Source organism: Actinomycetospora flava (genome assembly GCF_037400335.1).
Taxonomy (GTDB): domain Bacteria; phylum Actinomycetota; class Actinomycetes; order Mycobacteriales; family Pseudonocardiaceae; genus Actinomycetospora; species Actinomycetospora flava.
In genome coordinates this window covers 64,859-77,432 of sequence record NZ_JBBEGM010000015.1, presented here as the reverse complement: position 1 = coordinate 77,432, position 12,574 = coordinate 64,859, and the positions used below count along the sequence as shown (strand labels likewise).

General features: G+C 76.0%; 17 protein-coding genes. 6 read left to right on the top strand and 11 right to left on the bottom strand.

Annotated elements, in window-relative coordinates; genetic code table 11:
* Positions 1-11: 11 nt before the first annotated feature.
* Positions 12-518, bottom strand: coding sequence for a hypothetical protein (locus tag WCD58_RS28365; RefSeq protein WP_337706474.1), 507 nt, complete (start codon positions 516-518; stop codon positions 12-14).
* Positions 519-711: 193 nt separating this feature from the next.
* Between WCD58_RS28365 and WCD58_RS28360 the strand changes: the two genes are divergently transcribed.
* Positions 712-1,344 (top strand): L-threonylcarbamoyladenylate synthase, encoded by a 633-nt coding sequence (locus tag WCD58_RS28360; protein ID WP_337706473.1) that lies wholly within the window; start codon positions 712-714, stop codon positions 1,342-1,344.
* Between the two features lie 7 nt (positions 1,345-1,351).
* On the opposite strand, the gene WCD58_RS28355 is transcribed toward WCD58_RS28360, so the two are convergent.
* From WCD58_RS28355 to WCD58_RS28340, 4 genes are all read right to left on the bottom strand, one after another.
* A complete protein-coding gene (locus WCD58_RS28355) occupies positions 1,352-1,675 on the bottom strand; it encodes a hypothetical protein (protein ID WP_337706472.1) in 324 nt (107 codons plus the stop codon).
* 5 nt (positions 1,676-1,680) lie between these two features.
* On the bottom strand, positions 1,681-2,184 hold the full coding sequence (locus tag WCD58_RS28350) for an STAS domain-containing protein (protein WP_337706471.1): 504 nt from the start codon (positions 2,182-2,184) through the stop codon (positions 1,681-1,683).
* A 141-nt stretch (positions 2,185-2,325) separates the two neighbouring features.
* Positions 2,326-3,054: a TSUP family transporter gene (locus WCD58_RS28345; RefSeq protein ID WP_337706470.1), complete on the bottom strand. Its 729-nt coding sequence runs from the start codon at positions 3,052-3,054 to the stop codon at positions 2,326-2,328.
* A gap of 83 nt (positions 3,055-3,137) precedes the next feature.
* A complete protein-coding gene (locus WCD58_RS28340; RefSeq protein WP_337706469.1) occupies positions 3,138-3,575 on the bottom strand; it encodes a DUF4333 domain-containing protein in 438 nt (145 codons plus the stop codon).
* A 234-nt stretch (positions 3,576-3,809) separates the two neighbouring features.
* Here WCD58_RS28340 and WCD58_RS28335 point away from each other — a divergent pair, with 234 nt between their 5' ends.
* Positions 3,810-4,523, top strand: a complete 714-nt coding sequence (locus WCD58_RS28335; RefSeq protein ID WP_337706468.1) for a PP2C family protein-serine/threonine phosphatase — start codon at positions 3,810-3,812, stop codon at positions 4,521-4,523.
* Here the strand turns inward: WCD58_RS28335 and WCD58_RS28330 are convergent.
* Positions 4,513-5,961, bottom strand: coding sequence for a sensor histidine kinase (locus WCD58_RS28330; protein WP_337706467.1), 1,449 nt, complete (start codon positions 5,959-5,961; stop codon positions 4,513-4,515). The two genes, WCD58_RS28335 and WCD58_RS28330, sit on opposite strands and share 11 nt — an antisense overlap.
* A complete protein-coding gene (locus WCD58_RS28325) occupies positions 5,958-6,650 on the bottom strand; it encodes a response regulator transcription factor (RefSeq protein ID WP_337706466.1) in 693 nt (230 codons plus the stop codon). Before WCD58_RS28325 ends, WCD58_RS28330 begins: the two co-directional genes overlap by 4 nt.
* A 127-nt stretch (positions 6,651-6,777) precedes the next feature.
* Here WCD58_RS28325 and WCD58_RS28320 point away from each other — a divergent pair, with 127 nt between their 5' ends.
* From WCD58_RS28320 to WCD58_RS28310, 3 genes are all read left to right on the top strand, one after another.
* The gene (locus WCD58_RS28320; RefSeq protein ID WP_337706465.1) at positions 6,778-7,320 is read left to right on the top strand and encodes a hypothetical protein; all 543 of its coding nucleotides are present in this window, start codon (positions 6,778-6,780) and stop codon (positions 7,318-7,320) included.
* Between the two features lie 277 nt (positions 7,321-7,597).
* Positions 7,598-8,512 carry a sulfite exporter TauE/SafE family protein gene (locus WCD58_RS28315; protein ID WP_337706464.1) on the top strand — a complete coding sequence of 305 codons (915 nt, stop codon included), beginning with the start codon at positions 7,598-7,600 and terminating at the stop codon, positions 8,510-8,512.
* A gap of 336 nt (positions 8,513-8,848) precedes the next feature.
* A complete protein-coding gene (locus WCD58_RS28310) occupies positions 8,849-9,577 on the top strand; it encodes an HAD family hydrolase (RefSeq protein ID WP_337706463.1) in 729 nt (242 codons plus the stop codon).
* On the opposite strand, the gene WCD58_RS28305 is transcribed toward WCD58_RS28310, so the two are convergent.
* On the bottom strand, positions 9,561-9,863 hold the full coding sequence (locus tag WCD58_RS28305) for a hypothetical protein (protein WP_337706462.1): 303 nt from the start codon (positions 9,861-9,863) through the stop codon (positions 9,561-9,563). The genes WCD58_RS28310 and WCD58_RS28305 overlap by 17 nt on opposite strands.
* Positions 9,864-9,957: 94 nt before the next feature.
* Positions 9,958-10,140 carry a MerR family DNA-binding transcriptional regulator gene (locus WCD58_RS28300; protein WP_337706461.1) on the bottom strand — a complete coding sequence of 61 codons (183 nt, stop codon included), beginning with the start codon at positions 10,138-10,140 and terminating at the stop codon, positions 9,958-9,960.
* 117 nt (positions 10,141-10,257) lie between these two features.
* Here WCD58_RS28300 and WCD58_RS28295 point away from each other — a divergent pair, with 117 nt between their 5' ends.
* The gene (locus WCD58_RS28295) at positions 10,258-10,539 is read left to right on the top strand and encodes a hypothetical protein (RefSeq protein ID WP_337706460.1); all 282 of its coding nucleotides are present in this window, start codon (positions 10,258-10,260) and stop codon (positions 10,537-10,539) included.
* Here WCD58_RS28295 and WCD58_RS28290 read toward each other — a convergent pair.
* Positions 10,505-11,854, bottom strand: a complete 1,350-nt coding sequence (locus WCD58_RS28290; RefSeq protein WP_337706459.1) for a sensor histidine kinase — start codon at positions 11,852-11,854, stop codon at positions 10,505-10,507. The genes WCD58_RS28295 and WCD58_RS28290 overlap by 35 nt on opposite strands.
* Positions 11,851-12,573: a response regulator transcription factor gene (locus WCD58_RS28285; protein ID WP_337706458.1), complete on the bottom strand. Its 723-nt coding sequence runs from the start codon at positions 12,571-12,573 to the stop codon at positions 11,851-11,853. The genes WCD58_RS28290 and WCD58_RS28285 overlap by 4 nt, the downstream gene beginning before the upstream one ends.
* Position 12,574: the final 1 nt, after the last annotated feature.

The following is a 12,574-nucleotide window of genomic DNA, read 5'->3' as shown; positions in this document are numbered from 1 at the left end:
CAGTCTGACCCTCAGCCCATGGGGATGCGCAGGACCTTCGTCTGGCCGATCTCCGGCGGCTCGTTGCGCGGGTCGGCCTGCGGCGTGCGCTGGGCCGAGCTCGAGGAGCCCGAGGAGCTCGAGGAGCCCGAGGACCCCGCCTGCTGCCGGCCCGGGTCCGCGTCGCTCCCGTCGGACGACGAGTGCCCGGAGCCCTGGTCGTCGCACCGGGCCTGGTCGCGGGTGCTCTCGTCGAGGCCCAGGTCGCCGAGCAGGCCGCCGACGAGGCCGCTGCCGTCGCCGGTGTCGCAGATCGTGGCGGAGCTGTGACCGTCGGACGAGGACGCGTAGCTCGCGGAGTCCCCCGAGGAGTGGTGCGACGCCGAGCTGTCGCCGTCGTCGCCGTGGTCGTGCCCCGGTGTCGCCAGGGCGAGCCCGGCACCCGACCCGGCCAGCGCGAGTGCCGCCGAGGTGGCGACGGCCCCGCGGCCGAGGACGCGGGGAAGGGTCAGCGTGTCGTCGATGCGGTGGACACCCATCAGAGTTCCTCCTCCGGCGTGACCGTCGTGCTCCGTCTGGCGGCTCGGGGTCTCGATCCCGTTCGCGGTAGGTCTCGTTCAGGTCACGGCACAGCTCGGAGTGCCCCGCCCCGGCCGACCTCAACCCACCCGATCCGTACTCGCCGTGTCCCGGGAGTTCCGCGTCACCCGCCCGTGCTCCTACGCTGCGCCGATGGCGGCGACGACGACGGCACGCTGGGTCGAGGTGCACCCGCGCAACCCCCAGCGCCGCGCGATCCGCGCGACGGTGGACCTCCTGCGCGAGGGCGGGCTGATCGCCTATCCCACCGACTCGTGCTTCGCGCTGGGCGCGATGCTGGGCAACCGCGAGGGGCTCGAGCGCATCCGCACCATCCGCCGGCTCGACGCCCGCCACCACTTCACCCTGGTGTGCCGGGACTTCGCGCAGCTCGGGCAGTTCGTCCGCATCTCCACGCCGGTGTTCCGCGCGGTGAAGGCGGCGACGCCGGGCTGCTACACGTTCATCCTCCCGGCGACCAAGGAGGTCCCGCGCCGGCTGATGCACCCGAAGAAGCGGACCGTCGGCGTGCGCATCCCGCAGCACCCGGTGGTCGACGCGCTGCTCGAGGAGCTGGACGAGCCGCTGCTGTCGTCGACCCTGCTGCTGCCCGACACCGAGGAGCCGATGACGTCGGGCTGGGAGATCCACGAGCGGCTGGGCCACCAGCTCGACGCGATCCTCGACTCCGGCGAGTGCGGCACCGAGCCGACGACGGTCATCGACCTCTCCGGCGACGAGCCCGAGCTGATCCGGCAGGGTGCCGGCGAGGGCTTCGAGTGGTGAGGGACCCTCAGGGCGCGACGCGCGGCATCCGGTCGGCGGCCGCGCGCAGCGCCAGGTAGGCGTCCTCGAGCTCCCGGGCGGCGAGGTGGGCGCACGCGGTCCGTGTCGCGACGGCCACCTCGTCCAGCGCGGACCGTTGCCCGTCGCCCTTCGGTGCGGGACCCCGCGCCGTGTGCGCGCCGACGGCGGCCCGCAGCATCTGGTCGAGCCGCCCGTCGAGGACCGCGGGGGACGGGTCGGTGAGGTCGGCCAGGTGCGCCAGCGCCGTGCGGATCGCCGCGCCGAGCTCGGGCGGTTGGCCCGGGGCCGGCTCGGTCCCCGGGCGCGTCACCGCGGTCACCGCGTGTCCCGGCCGGCGAGGACGTGGCGCCCGACCGCCGGGTGCGCCGCCGTGACCGTCAGCCGGCGGTCGAGCGCGGTGAGGTGCAGCGGGCGCACCACCGTGCGGTGTGCGGCGACGAGCACCAGGTGCACGCCGCGCTCGACGGCGGTCTCGTGCACCGCGGCGAACGTGTCGAGGCCGGAGGCCCCGAGGAACGTGACGCCCTCGAGGTCGCAGACCACCGACGGCGGATCGCCGACCGGGGTGCCGTCGGACCCGCCGTCGCGTTCCGCGGCGACCGCGGCGATCGCCCCGTCGAGGACGTCGCGCAGGTGGCGGGCGGTGAGCATGTCGACCTCGCCGAGGACGCGCACGAGCACGAGTCCGCGGCGGGGCTGCGTGGGGGCGACGGTGAGGTCCGCGACCAGGGAGCCGTCGGGGACGAGTCGTCCGTCGCCGTCGAGGACGGGGAACGAGCGCAGGGGCGCGTCGTGACCGTCGGTACGGGGCGCCATCATGGCGGGAGCCACCTCTCCAACAAGGCGTCGTCCGCGGGCCTCGAAGGGGTGAAGCTGCGGGTGGCTCCCATCACTGTGCCCGTGATCGTCGGGGCTGTCCACCGTGGGCGATCACGTGATCACCCGCCGGAGTGGGTCCGTTCAGAGCACCAGCAGCCCCCGGACGACCGTGGCGAGTGCCCCGACGAGGGCGAGCACGACGACGGCCCGGCGGGCCGTCTCCGCCGAGAGGCGCCGGTGCACGACGTCGCCGAGCACCACGCCCACCGCGATCCCGGCGAGCCCGGTGCCCCAGACGACACCGCCGAGCGACGGCACGCCCTTGCTCACGAGCGCGACGAGGTTGACGACCAGCAGGACGACCTGGGCGGTCGGGACGAAGACCTCGATGCTCCAGCGCCGCGCCAGCGCGAAGGCCGACAGCGCGGGGCCGCCGACCCCGGCGGTGACGTTGACGAAGCCGGCGACGGCGCCCGCGCCCACCGCGCCCGGCGTGCCGTCGAGCCAGGCCCCGAGCCGTGGCACCAGCGAGAGCGCGACGGCGCCCAGCGCGAGCAGGCCCACCACGACCAGCAGCGGCCCCTCGGGCAGGGCGTCGACGACGAGCGCGCCGAGCGGCACGGCGACGACCGCGCCGGCCAGCAGCAGGCCGGCCGCCCGCACGTCCACACCCCGGTGCGTCCGGACGAGGACGATCAGGCACAGCACGACCTGCAGCGCGTTGCCGAACGACACCCCGTCGCGCGGGCCCAGGATCGCCACGAGGAACGGGCCCCCGACCAGCGCGAGGCCCAGCCCGGTCGTGCGCTGGGTGACCGCGCCGAGCAGGACCGGGCCCACGACGAGCGCCGCCGTCCCCGCCGCGCTCACGGGCGCGATGGGGACGGCGGCGTCATGCGGTCATGATGACCGTGGGTCAGCGTCCGTGTGCAGGGCGTGTGTCACTGCGAGGGTCACTGCGGAGTGATGCTGAACTTCACCGTCTCGCCCTCGACGCTGGTGACCTGCACCAGGAGCGTCGTGGTCTGCCCCGCGTCGGTGCCGGTGCACGTGATCGTCGCGCCGACCTCGCCCTCGAGCGACGAGGGGCAGCTGACCTGGCTCGGGGCGACCTCGTACTGCTGGGCGATCTGCGCCTCGACCTGGTCGGCGGTCACCACCGGGTTGCCGAACGCGACCAGGAGCGCGAAGCCGCCCACCGCGAGCGCGACGAGCACGCCGACGACGATGCCGATGATCTTCGGCACCTTGCTCTTCGGCGCGGGCGGTGGCGGAGCGTAACCGCCGTATCCCGGAGCGGAGGGTGGGCCGCCGTAGGGCATCCCGGCCGGCCCCTGCGGCATCGGGGGGTACGGGTAGCCGGCGGGGGGCGGCGGAGCCTGCTGCGACATGGGGAACTCCTGGGATCGCGAGTCGAGGGGACCCCTTCGGAGCGCGGCGTGCTCCTCGGCGGGTGAAGCAGAGCATAGAACACGGAGAGCGACGAACAAGAGGCATCACTACTCCATCAGAGCTATCTCATGATGTCGCCACAGTCCTCACGCTTCTCACAGCCGGAGAACAGGGTCGGCGCCGAGCCTGGGACCAGGACGCCGCGAGGGGTCCGGCCCAGCGAGGAGGACGCCGTGAACGCCGCCGCCACCGTCGACCGCCCCTCGCACGACGACCGGCCCGAGGGGTGGGCCTCGCGACAGGGCCCGCGGCGCCACCAGGCGGACGCGGCCACGTCCTACCGATCTGCGACCGGGCGCCTCGCCGTCGCCGTCGCCGACGGCGTGGGCGACTCGGCGGCCGCGGGGTTCGCGGCCCGGCTCGTCGCCGACCACGCCGTGCGGGTCGCCGCGCTCGAGGGCCGCCCCGACGTCGCCGTGCTCGCCGCCCACGACCTCCTCACGAGCGCCCACGACCTCGTCCCGGGCGACGCGGCGGCCGTCATCGCCCTCGGTCCCGGTGCCGACGACCCGCGCTGGCGCCTCGCCTGGGTCGGCGACTGCCGGGCGCTGGCCTGGGACGGGCGCTCGCTGCGCAGCCTGACCGCCGACCACACCGTCGCCGCGGCGCTGCGGGCCCGCGGCCTGACCGTGCACCCGCGCCTCGAGCACGTGCTCACGGTGAGCACCCGCACCGCGCGCCCGCAGGAGGTCGGCGTCGCCGTGGTCGACGACCCGGGCACGCTCCTGCTCGTCAGCGACGGCGTGCACCGCAGCGTCGCGACGCCGGACCTGGCGGCGGCGCTCGCCGGTGGCGGGAGCGCCGCGGAGCGCGCCGAGCGGATCGTCGGCATCGCCGCGGCCGCCGGGACCGGCGACAACGCGACGGCTCTGGTCGTCACGGGCTGAGCGGGAGCGTGAGGCGCAGGCGGGCGCCGCGGTCGTTCGCCACTGTGTCTTTGTCCATGGTGTCGTTGTCCACGGTGTCGTTGTGCACGGTGTCGTTGTCCACGGCCCGCAGCTCGCCGCCGTGGGCACGGGCCAGCGCCCGGGCGATCGGCAGGCCGAGCCCGGCGCCGCCGGCGTCGCGGGTGCGGGCGTCGTCGAGGCGGACGAGCCGGTCGAACACCCGCTCCCGGTCCTGCTCCGGGATACCGGGCCCGTCGTCGACGACGTCGAGCCGCCCCTGGTCCCCGTCGGTGCCGACCTCGAGGCGCACGGTGCCTCCGGCCGGGCCGTGACGGCGGGCGTTCTCGAGGAGGTTCGCGAGGATCTGGGCGACCCGCGACGGGTCGGCCCACACGCGGGTCGGCGGCCCTTCGACCCGCACCGTCAGCGCCGGCGCGAGCAGGGCCGTGCGCTCGGCCTCGGCCGCGGCGAGCTCGGCGAGGTCGACCTCGCGCCGCTCCAGCGGGGCGCCGTCCTCGATGCGGGCGAGCTCGAGCATGTCGGCGACGAGCGCGCCGGCGCGCCGGGTCTCGCGCACGAGCGTGGTGGCGATCCGCTCGCGCCGGGCGAGGTCGGCGTCGGGGTGGCGGACCAGCGACTCCGCCAGGGTCTGCACGCCGGTCACCGGGGTGCGCAGCTCGTGGGCGGCGTCGGAGAGGAAGCGCCGGGTGCGCGCCTCGGACCGCTGCGCCTCGGCGGCCGCGTCCTCCGCGCGGACCTGCGCGGTCTCCAGCGCGTCGAGCATCCCGTCGAAGGCGGCGGCGGTGCGCCCGAGCTCGGTGTCGGTGCGCTCGGGGTGCAGGCGCCGGCCGCGGTCGCCGGCGGCGATGTCGTTGGCGAGCTCCGTCATGTCGTCGAGCGGGCGCAGCGCCACCCGCACCACGGCGAGCAGCGCGACCGCGACGACCCCGAGACCGATCGCCCCGACGCCGGTCATCACCACGCGCAGGCGCGCGAGCACCGCGTCGTTCTCGCCGGGCACGACGCTGAGGAGGAGCCGCGTGCCGTCGGGGACGGTCACCGTGCGCGCGAGGTCCGGGCCGCCCGGGCGTCCGTGGCCGGGACCCGCCCGCGGTGGACGGCCGGGCGGGCCCGGGTCGTCGGCGGGGGCCACGACGCGCCGGCCCGACGCGTCGAGCAGGACCGCGCGGATGCCCTGGCCGTCGACGGCGTCGACCAGCGCGGTGCCGGTGGTCCCCGACGCGACGAGCAGTCCGGCGCGGGCCGCGCGGTCGTCGAGGCGGCTCTGCTGGTCGCGGCGCAGCTGCGCGTCGAGGGAGAGGTCGACGGCGACGCCGATGACGACCAGCGCCAGCGCCACGACGAGCAGCACGAGCGCGGTGACACGGAACCGCAGCGAGCGCCCGGAGGTCCAGCGCTCGCGCAGGCTCCCGGTCACGCCCCCTCCCCCGGCTTGAGGGCGTAGCCCAGGCCGCGCACGGTGTGGACGATCCGGGGCCCGTGCGCCTCGAGCTTGCGGCGCAGCGCCGACACGTGGACCTCGACGAGATTCGGGTCGTACGCGTCGTAGCCCCACACCTGCGTGAGGATCTGGTTCTTCGTGACGGTCCGCCCGCGCTGCTCGGCGAGATAGCGCAGCAGGCGCAGCTCGGTGGCGGTGAGGTCGAGGACGGCGCCGGCCCGCGTGGCGGTGCCCGCCTCGTCGTCGACGACGAGGTCGCCGATCGTCATCGCCGTCGGCACCCGACCGCGCCGTCGCAGCACCGCGCGCACCCGCGACACGAGCTCGGCGAGCAGGAACGGTTTGACGACGTAGTCGTCGGCGCCGCCGTCGAGGCCGTGCAGGCGGTCGGCGAGGGCGTCGCGGGCGGTGAGGAGCACGAGGCCGGCGTCGCTGCGGGCCCGCACCACGTCGAGCAGCGCGAACCCGTCGCGGCCGGGCAGCATCACATCGAGGACGACGAGGTCGGGGCGGAAGCCGTCGAGCAGCTCCTCGAGCCCGGCGCCGTCGTCGCGCCCGACCACGCGAAAACCCGCGTCGGCGAGCGCGTCCACCACCGACTCGCGGATCGCCGCCTCGTCCTCGACGACGACCACGCGTGCCGCCGTGCCCCAGGTCCCGGTCACGCCCGGATCCTGGCCCGCCGGTCCTGAACCGTCGCTGAAGACCCGGCCGGCTCTCACGGGATTCAGGTCCGGTTCAGGCGCCGTGCCCATCGTCGGTGGTCCCCGACCAGGAGTGGAGACACCGACGATGAGCGATCAGGACCCGCAGTCCGGCGTGCCCGAGCAGGACCCCCCGACCCGGCCGACGTCCGGGAACCCCTCGGGGCCTCCCACCCGGTGGCAGCGGACCACCCGCCCGTCCGGCTGGACGCGGCGCACCGCGGTCGTCGTGGCCGGCGTCGTCGGTCTGGTGATCGGCGTGCTGCTCACGGGCGCGGTGCTGGCGGCCACGGTGGGCGGCGGTCCGCGCGGTGACGGGCCCCGGGGTGGGCCGGGGACGAGCGCCGAGGGGCGCGGCCCGCACGGTGGACCCGGGGGGCCCGGTGGGCCTGGTGGGCCTGGTGGGCCGCCGCGCGGTGAGGAGCGGGGTGGGCGCGGCGCATCCGGCCCGATCGTCGTGCAGGTCCAGCCCGGCGCGACGGTGCAGGTGGCGCCGGGGGCGACGGTGCAGACGGTGCCCGGGGCGGCCCAGGCGCCGGGCCAGCCGGGTCAGCCCGCACAGCCGGGTCAGCCCGCACAGCCGGCACAGCCCGCGCCGGCGCAGCCGGCCCAGCCCGGCGTACCCGGCTGAGCGTCCCGTCGGTGTGGCGACCGTCACTGCGGTGAGGACGATCGCTGTCGGTTGTCACGCCGACGTGTGACCATGAGTCCCATGTCCGAGGCGGGGGTCGTCCTGGTGCGCCGTGCGCACGTGGATCTCCTCCGCGTCTCCTCGGCCGGGTGTCGCACGCCCCGCCGCTGACCGTCCACCTCTCGTCCGGTCGCGGGTCCGCACCCCGGCCGGGTCCTGACGTGCCCCGGAACGCGGGCGCGCGGGCTCGCTCCCGCCACCTCCCGAGGAATCCCCTGTGCGCGCGTTCCTGCTCTTCGCCCTCGCGGGCCTGATCGCCCAGCTGGTCGACGGCTCGCTGGGCATGGCCTACGGCGTCACCTCGACGTCGGTCCTGCTCGCGGCGGGCACGGCGCCCGCCATCGCCTCCGCCTCCGTCCACCTCGCCGAGGTCGGCACCACGCTGGCGTCCGGTGCGTCGCACTGGCGCTTCGGCAACGTCGACTGGCGCGTCGTCGGCATCCTCGCGCTGCCCGGCGCGATCGGCGCGGTGCTCGGTGCCTACGTGCTCGTCAACCTCACCGAGGACGCCGAGCCCTACATGGCGCTCGTCCTGCTCCTGCTCGGCGTCTACGTGCTGCTGCGGTTCAGCTCCAGGGCGATCGCCAAGCGTGTGGTGTCGGGCCCGCGCCCCGGCGGCAAGTTCCTCGGCCCGCTCGGGCTGGTCGCCGGCTTCCTCGACGCCTCCGGTGGCGGCGGGTGGGGCCCGGTGGCGACGTCGAGTCTGCTCGCCTCGGGGCGTCTCGAGCCGCGCAAGGTCGTCGGTTCCGTCGACACCTCCGAGTTCGTCGTCGCCCTCGCCGCCAGCATCGGCTTCCTGTTCGCGCTGGGGCAGGAGGAGATCGACTTCACGGTCGTGCTGGCCCTGATGGTCGGCGGCGTCATCGCGGCCCCGTTCGCGGCCTACATCGTCCGCCTGCTGCCCGCCCGGGTCCTGGGCACCGCCGCCGGCGGCCTGATCATCATCACCAACACGCGCACGTTCCTGAACGGCATCGACGTGCCCTCGAGCGTCGTGGTCCCGATCCTGATCGTGCTGGCGGTGCTCTGGATCGGGGCCATCGTGTTCGCGGTCCGCACGTCCCGCCGCGAGCGCGCCCTCGCCGAACCCGCGGTGGTCGAGGAAGACGGCACCCCGGCGTCGACGGCCTGACGGTTCCCGACCGAAGGGCCCCTTCGCTCGCGTAGACGGGCGAGGGGAGCCCTTCGCCGGAACCGCAAGGGGGGACGGCTCGCGTCCCCGAACTGAGCGAAGGGCCCCTTCGGTCGACTAGATCGACCGAGGGGGCCCTTCGCTCGTCCCGGCGCGCCGGCACCACCCGACGCGGCGCGCCTCGCCGCCTCCGCCCCGAAGATCACGGGCGTCGTCATCCACCGCTCGCACGCGCCGGCGGTGCACCACGACGCTCCTGATCTCCACGCAGCACGCCGTAACCGCCCGCGAGCCCCGCCCGCGAGCCCCGCCCCCGACGAGGGCGATCATGTCGGCGTGCGCGCGCTGTTCGACCTCCCCGCCGCCTACCGCCCGTCCGCCGAGGACCGGGCCGCGCCGATGCCGCCGCTCGAGGCGGTGCTCTGCGACTTCAGCAACACGCTGTTCCGCATGATCCCGACCGACGAGTGGCTGCGGCGGATCGCCGACGACACCGGCCGCGCGCTCGACGACCCCGAGGCCGTGCTCGCCGCCCTCGACGCCGCGGCCGCCGAGCCCGAGGTCGCCGCCGCGCAGGAGGGCCGCGACCTCGACGCCGACGCCCACCGCCGCGCGATGCTGGCGTGGTTCTCGCGGGTGGCGTACCTGCAGGGCATCGAGTCCGCCGCCCAGGCGCGCGTGGTCGCCGAGGACTCGTGGGTGCCCTACCCCGACACCGGCCCCTTCCTGCAGGCCCTCGCCGACCGGGGCGTCCCGGTCGGCGTCGTCAGCGACATCGGCTGGGACATCCGCGGCCACGCCCGGGCCGCCGGCCTCGACGGGCTCGTCGGCACCTGGGTGCTCTCCTGCGAGGAGGGGCTCGAGAAGCCCGCGCCGGAGCTCTTCCGCACGGCCTGCGCGCGCCTGGGCGTCGACCCGCGCCGGACGCTGATGGTCGGCGACAACCCCCGCCGCGACGGGGGCGCCGCGGCCGCCGGGCTGCGGGCGTTCGTGCTCGCCGGCGAGCAGCGGGAGCGCGAGCGCGGCCTCGGCGACGTGCTCGCGCTGCTCAGCCCACGCGGGTGACGCCGGGCGCGACCAGCTCGCGCGCGACGGGCACCGGCTCCCGCCCGGCACGCCGCACCCAGCCCCCGACCACCTGGGCCACCGACCAGCCGTCGGCGGCGAGCAGCGCGGCGATCTCCCGGTCGGCCGCGCCGAGCTCCACCTCGGCCTCGCCGAGCACGCCGACGAGCCAGCGCTCGCTGCGGCGCACGACCTCGTCGCCGGCGGCCCCGGCGCCGAGCAACCGACCGAGGTCGAACGGCTCGGTCTGGAACGGCCCGGACGGCACCGCTTCGCGCTCGATCATGGCGTCTTCCCCTCGTCGTGACCGGGGTCGACGCTAGACGGGCCCACCGACATCGGCGGCCGGCTCGGGGCGGCGGAGCGGCCCGCCGGCTCGCTCAGCCCTCCTCGGCGATCCCGATCTGCCGGCGCAGCTTGGCCACGTTCCACCGGTACTGCCCCGACGGGAGCGTGATCTCCGGGGTGACCAGGCCCTGCGTCACGTAGCGCTGCAGGGTGCGCGCGCTGACCCCGAGCGCTTTGGCGGCCTCGGGCGTCGACACCAGATCGGACGGCGGCATGCCGGTCACCCTAGGTGTCGCCGCTGTCGTCCGAAAGACGTGGACAACGCCAGTGCCGCCACTTTCCTTGCTGACACCACTGTCGCTGATGTCGCCGACGCCGCTACAGTCGACGACATGCGCGACACCGACGACAGACTCTTACCCGGGCCGGGCGGTCCCCGGCGCTACCGGCTGGACGCCCGGCGGTTCCGCGGGCCGCTGCACACCCCGGCCCGCAACGACCACGAGCAGCACGATTCCGACGACCTGGCCGGGCTGGTGGAGCTCGCGCGGGCCCTCGTCGCTGAGGGGTTCACCGCCTGGATCTACGAGCGGGTCCGGCGGCCCACGCCGTGGCCCGAGGCGTGGGACCTCCGGTTGGTCACCCAGCTCGATCCGGACCGATCGCGAGGCTGACGTGCAGCCCCCCGGTCGGCGACTCCCCCAGACGTACCTGCCCCCCGTGCCGCGCCGCCTGCTGGGCGACCAGCGCCAGACCCAGCCCCGAGCCCGGTGCGCCCGCGGTGCTCCCCCGCACGAACCTCCCGAGCACGGCCTCCCGCTCGTCGGCGGGCAGTCCCCGCCCGTCGTCGTCCACGGTGAGCACGACCCCGCCGTCCTCCCCGGTGTGCGCACCGAGCCGCACGCTCCCCGCACCCCCGTGCCGCACGGCGTTGACCACCGTGTTCGCCAGCGCCATCCGCAGCCCCTCGAGCGAGGCCCGGACCGCACCCGCCGTCCCGGCCGCCGGCTCGTCCACCACGACCTCCAGCTCCGGGTGCGCGCGCCGTGCGTCCTCGGCGGCCAGCCGCAGCAGGTCGGCCACCCCGATCGCGTCCCGGTCGGTCGCCTCGGGCAGGTCCCCGGCGGCGAGCTGGCCGAGTGCGGACAGCGTCGCCTCGACGCGGGCCTGGGCGCGCAGCACGTCGGCGAGCACCTCGTCGCGCTCGGGCAGGTCGGGGTGCGCCCGGAGCACCTCGAGGTCGGTGCGCATCGCGGTCAGCGGTGTGCGCAGCTCGTGGCGGGCGGCCGCGGCGAAGTCCCGGGCGGCGTGCAACGAGGCGGTGCTGCGCTCCTGCTCGGCGTGCAGGCGGGCGAGCATCGCCGACAACGCCTCGGCGAGCTCCTCGGACTCGCGGGACCCGTCGGCGCGCACGGTCGGAGGCGGCTCGGTCGGGTCGGCCGCGGCCTGGTCGAGCGTCGCCGCCTGCGCGATCAGCCGGCCCAGGGGACGCACGGCGCGTCCCGCGAACACCCAGCCGAGCCCCGCCGCGAGCGCCACGGCCACCACACCGAGCACGGTGACCAGTCGCCGGCGTTCGGCCACCCGCGCGCGGGTGTCGTCCTCGGTCGCCCCGACCGTGACCAGCACGCCGGGCGTCGGTCCGGGCGCGGTGCGGATCCGGTACGGGACGCCGCCGACCTCCACGGAGGTCGGGATGCCCAGCGGTGAGGCCGGCAGCTCGGGGCCACTGACCCGCCGTGTCCCCATCGGGCCGCGCAGGGTGACGGCCACGTCGGCACGCGTCGACGCGAACGTCCCCAGCACCTCGGGCGCGCCGAGCACGAGGCTGCGGTCGAGCCGGTCGGTCTGCTCGCGCGTCAGCAGGACCGAGGCCAGCACGCCGACGAGCACGACGACCACCAGGGACGCGAGCCCCGACGCGAGCGCGACACGCAGGCGCAGCGACGCGGAGCGCCGGGGTGCACCCGCCGCCGAACGGCGTCTCACCCGCTCTCCCGCAGCACGAACCCGACCCCGCGCACCGTGTGCACGAGGCGGGGCGTCCCGTCGGCCTCCAGCTTGCGACGCAGGTAGCCGACGAAGACGTCGACGACGTTGGTGTCGGTGGCGAAGTCGTAGCCCCACACCAGCTCGAGCAGCCGCTCGCGGGTCAGCACGACGTCGGCGTTGCGGGCGAGCACGACGAGCAGCTCGTACTCGCGCTTGGTCAGCTCGACCGACCGCTCGCCCACGTGCACCGTGCGGCGCGCGAGGTCGATGCGCAGCGGCCCGGCCGCGACGACGTCGCTCTCGGAGCTGCCCCCGGTCGGCGCCGCGGGAGCCGCCCGGGTCCCGCGCCGCAGGAGCGCCCGCAGCCGGGCGACCAGCTCGGTGAGCGCGAACGGCTTGACCATGTAGTCGTCGGCACCCGCCTCGAGCCCGACGACGCGATCGTCGACCGTGTCGCGCGCCGAGAGCACGCACACGGGGACGTCGTGGTCCATGGCCCGCAGCGCGGTCACCACGGCGACCCCGTCCATGCCCGGCAGCCCGAGGTCGAGGACCACGGCGTCCGGGACACGCTCGTGCACCGCCCGCAGTGCGCCCGGGCCGTCCTGCGCGGAGCGGACCGCGAAGCCCGACAGCCGCAGCCCGCGCTCGAGCGACGCGCGGACGTCAGCGTCGTCGTCGACGACCAGGAGGTCCGGCGCGGACGGGTGGGTCATG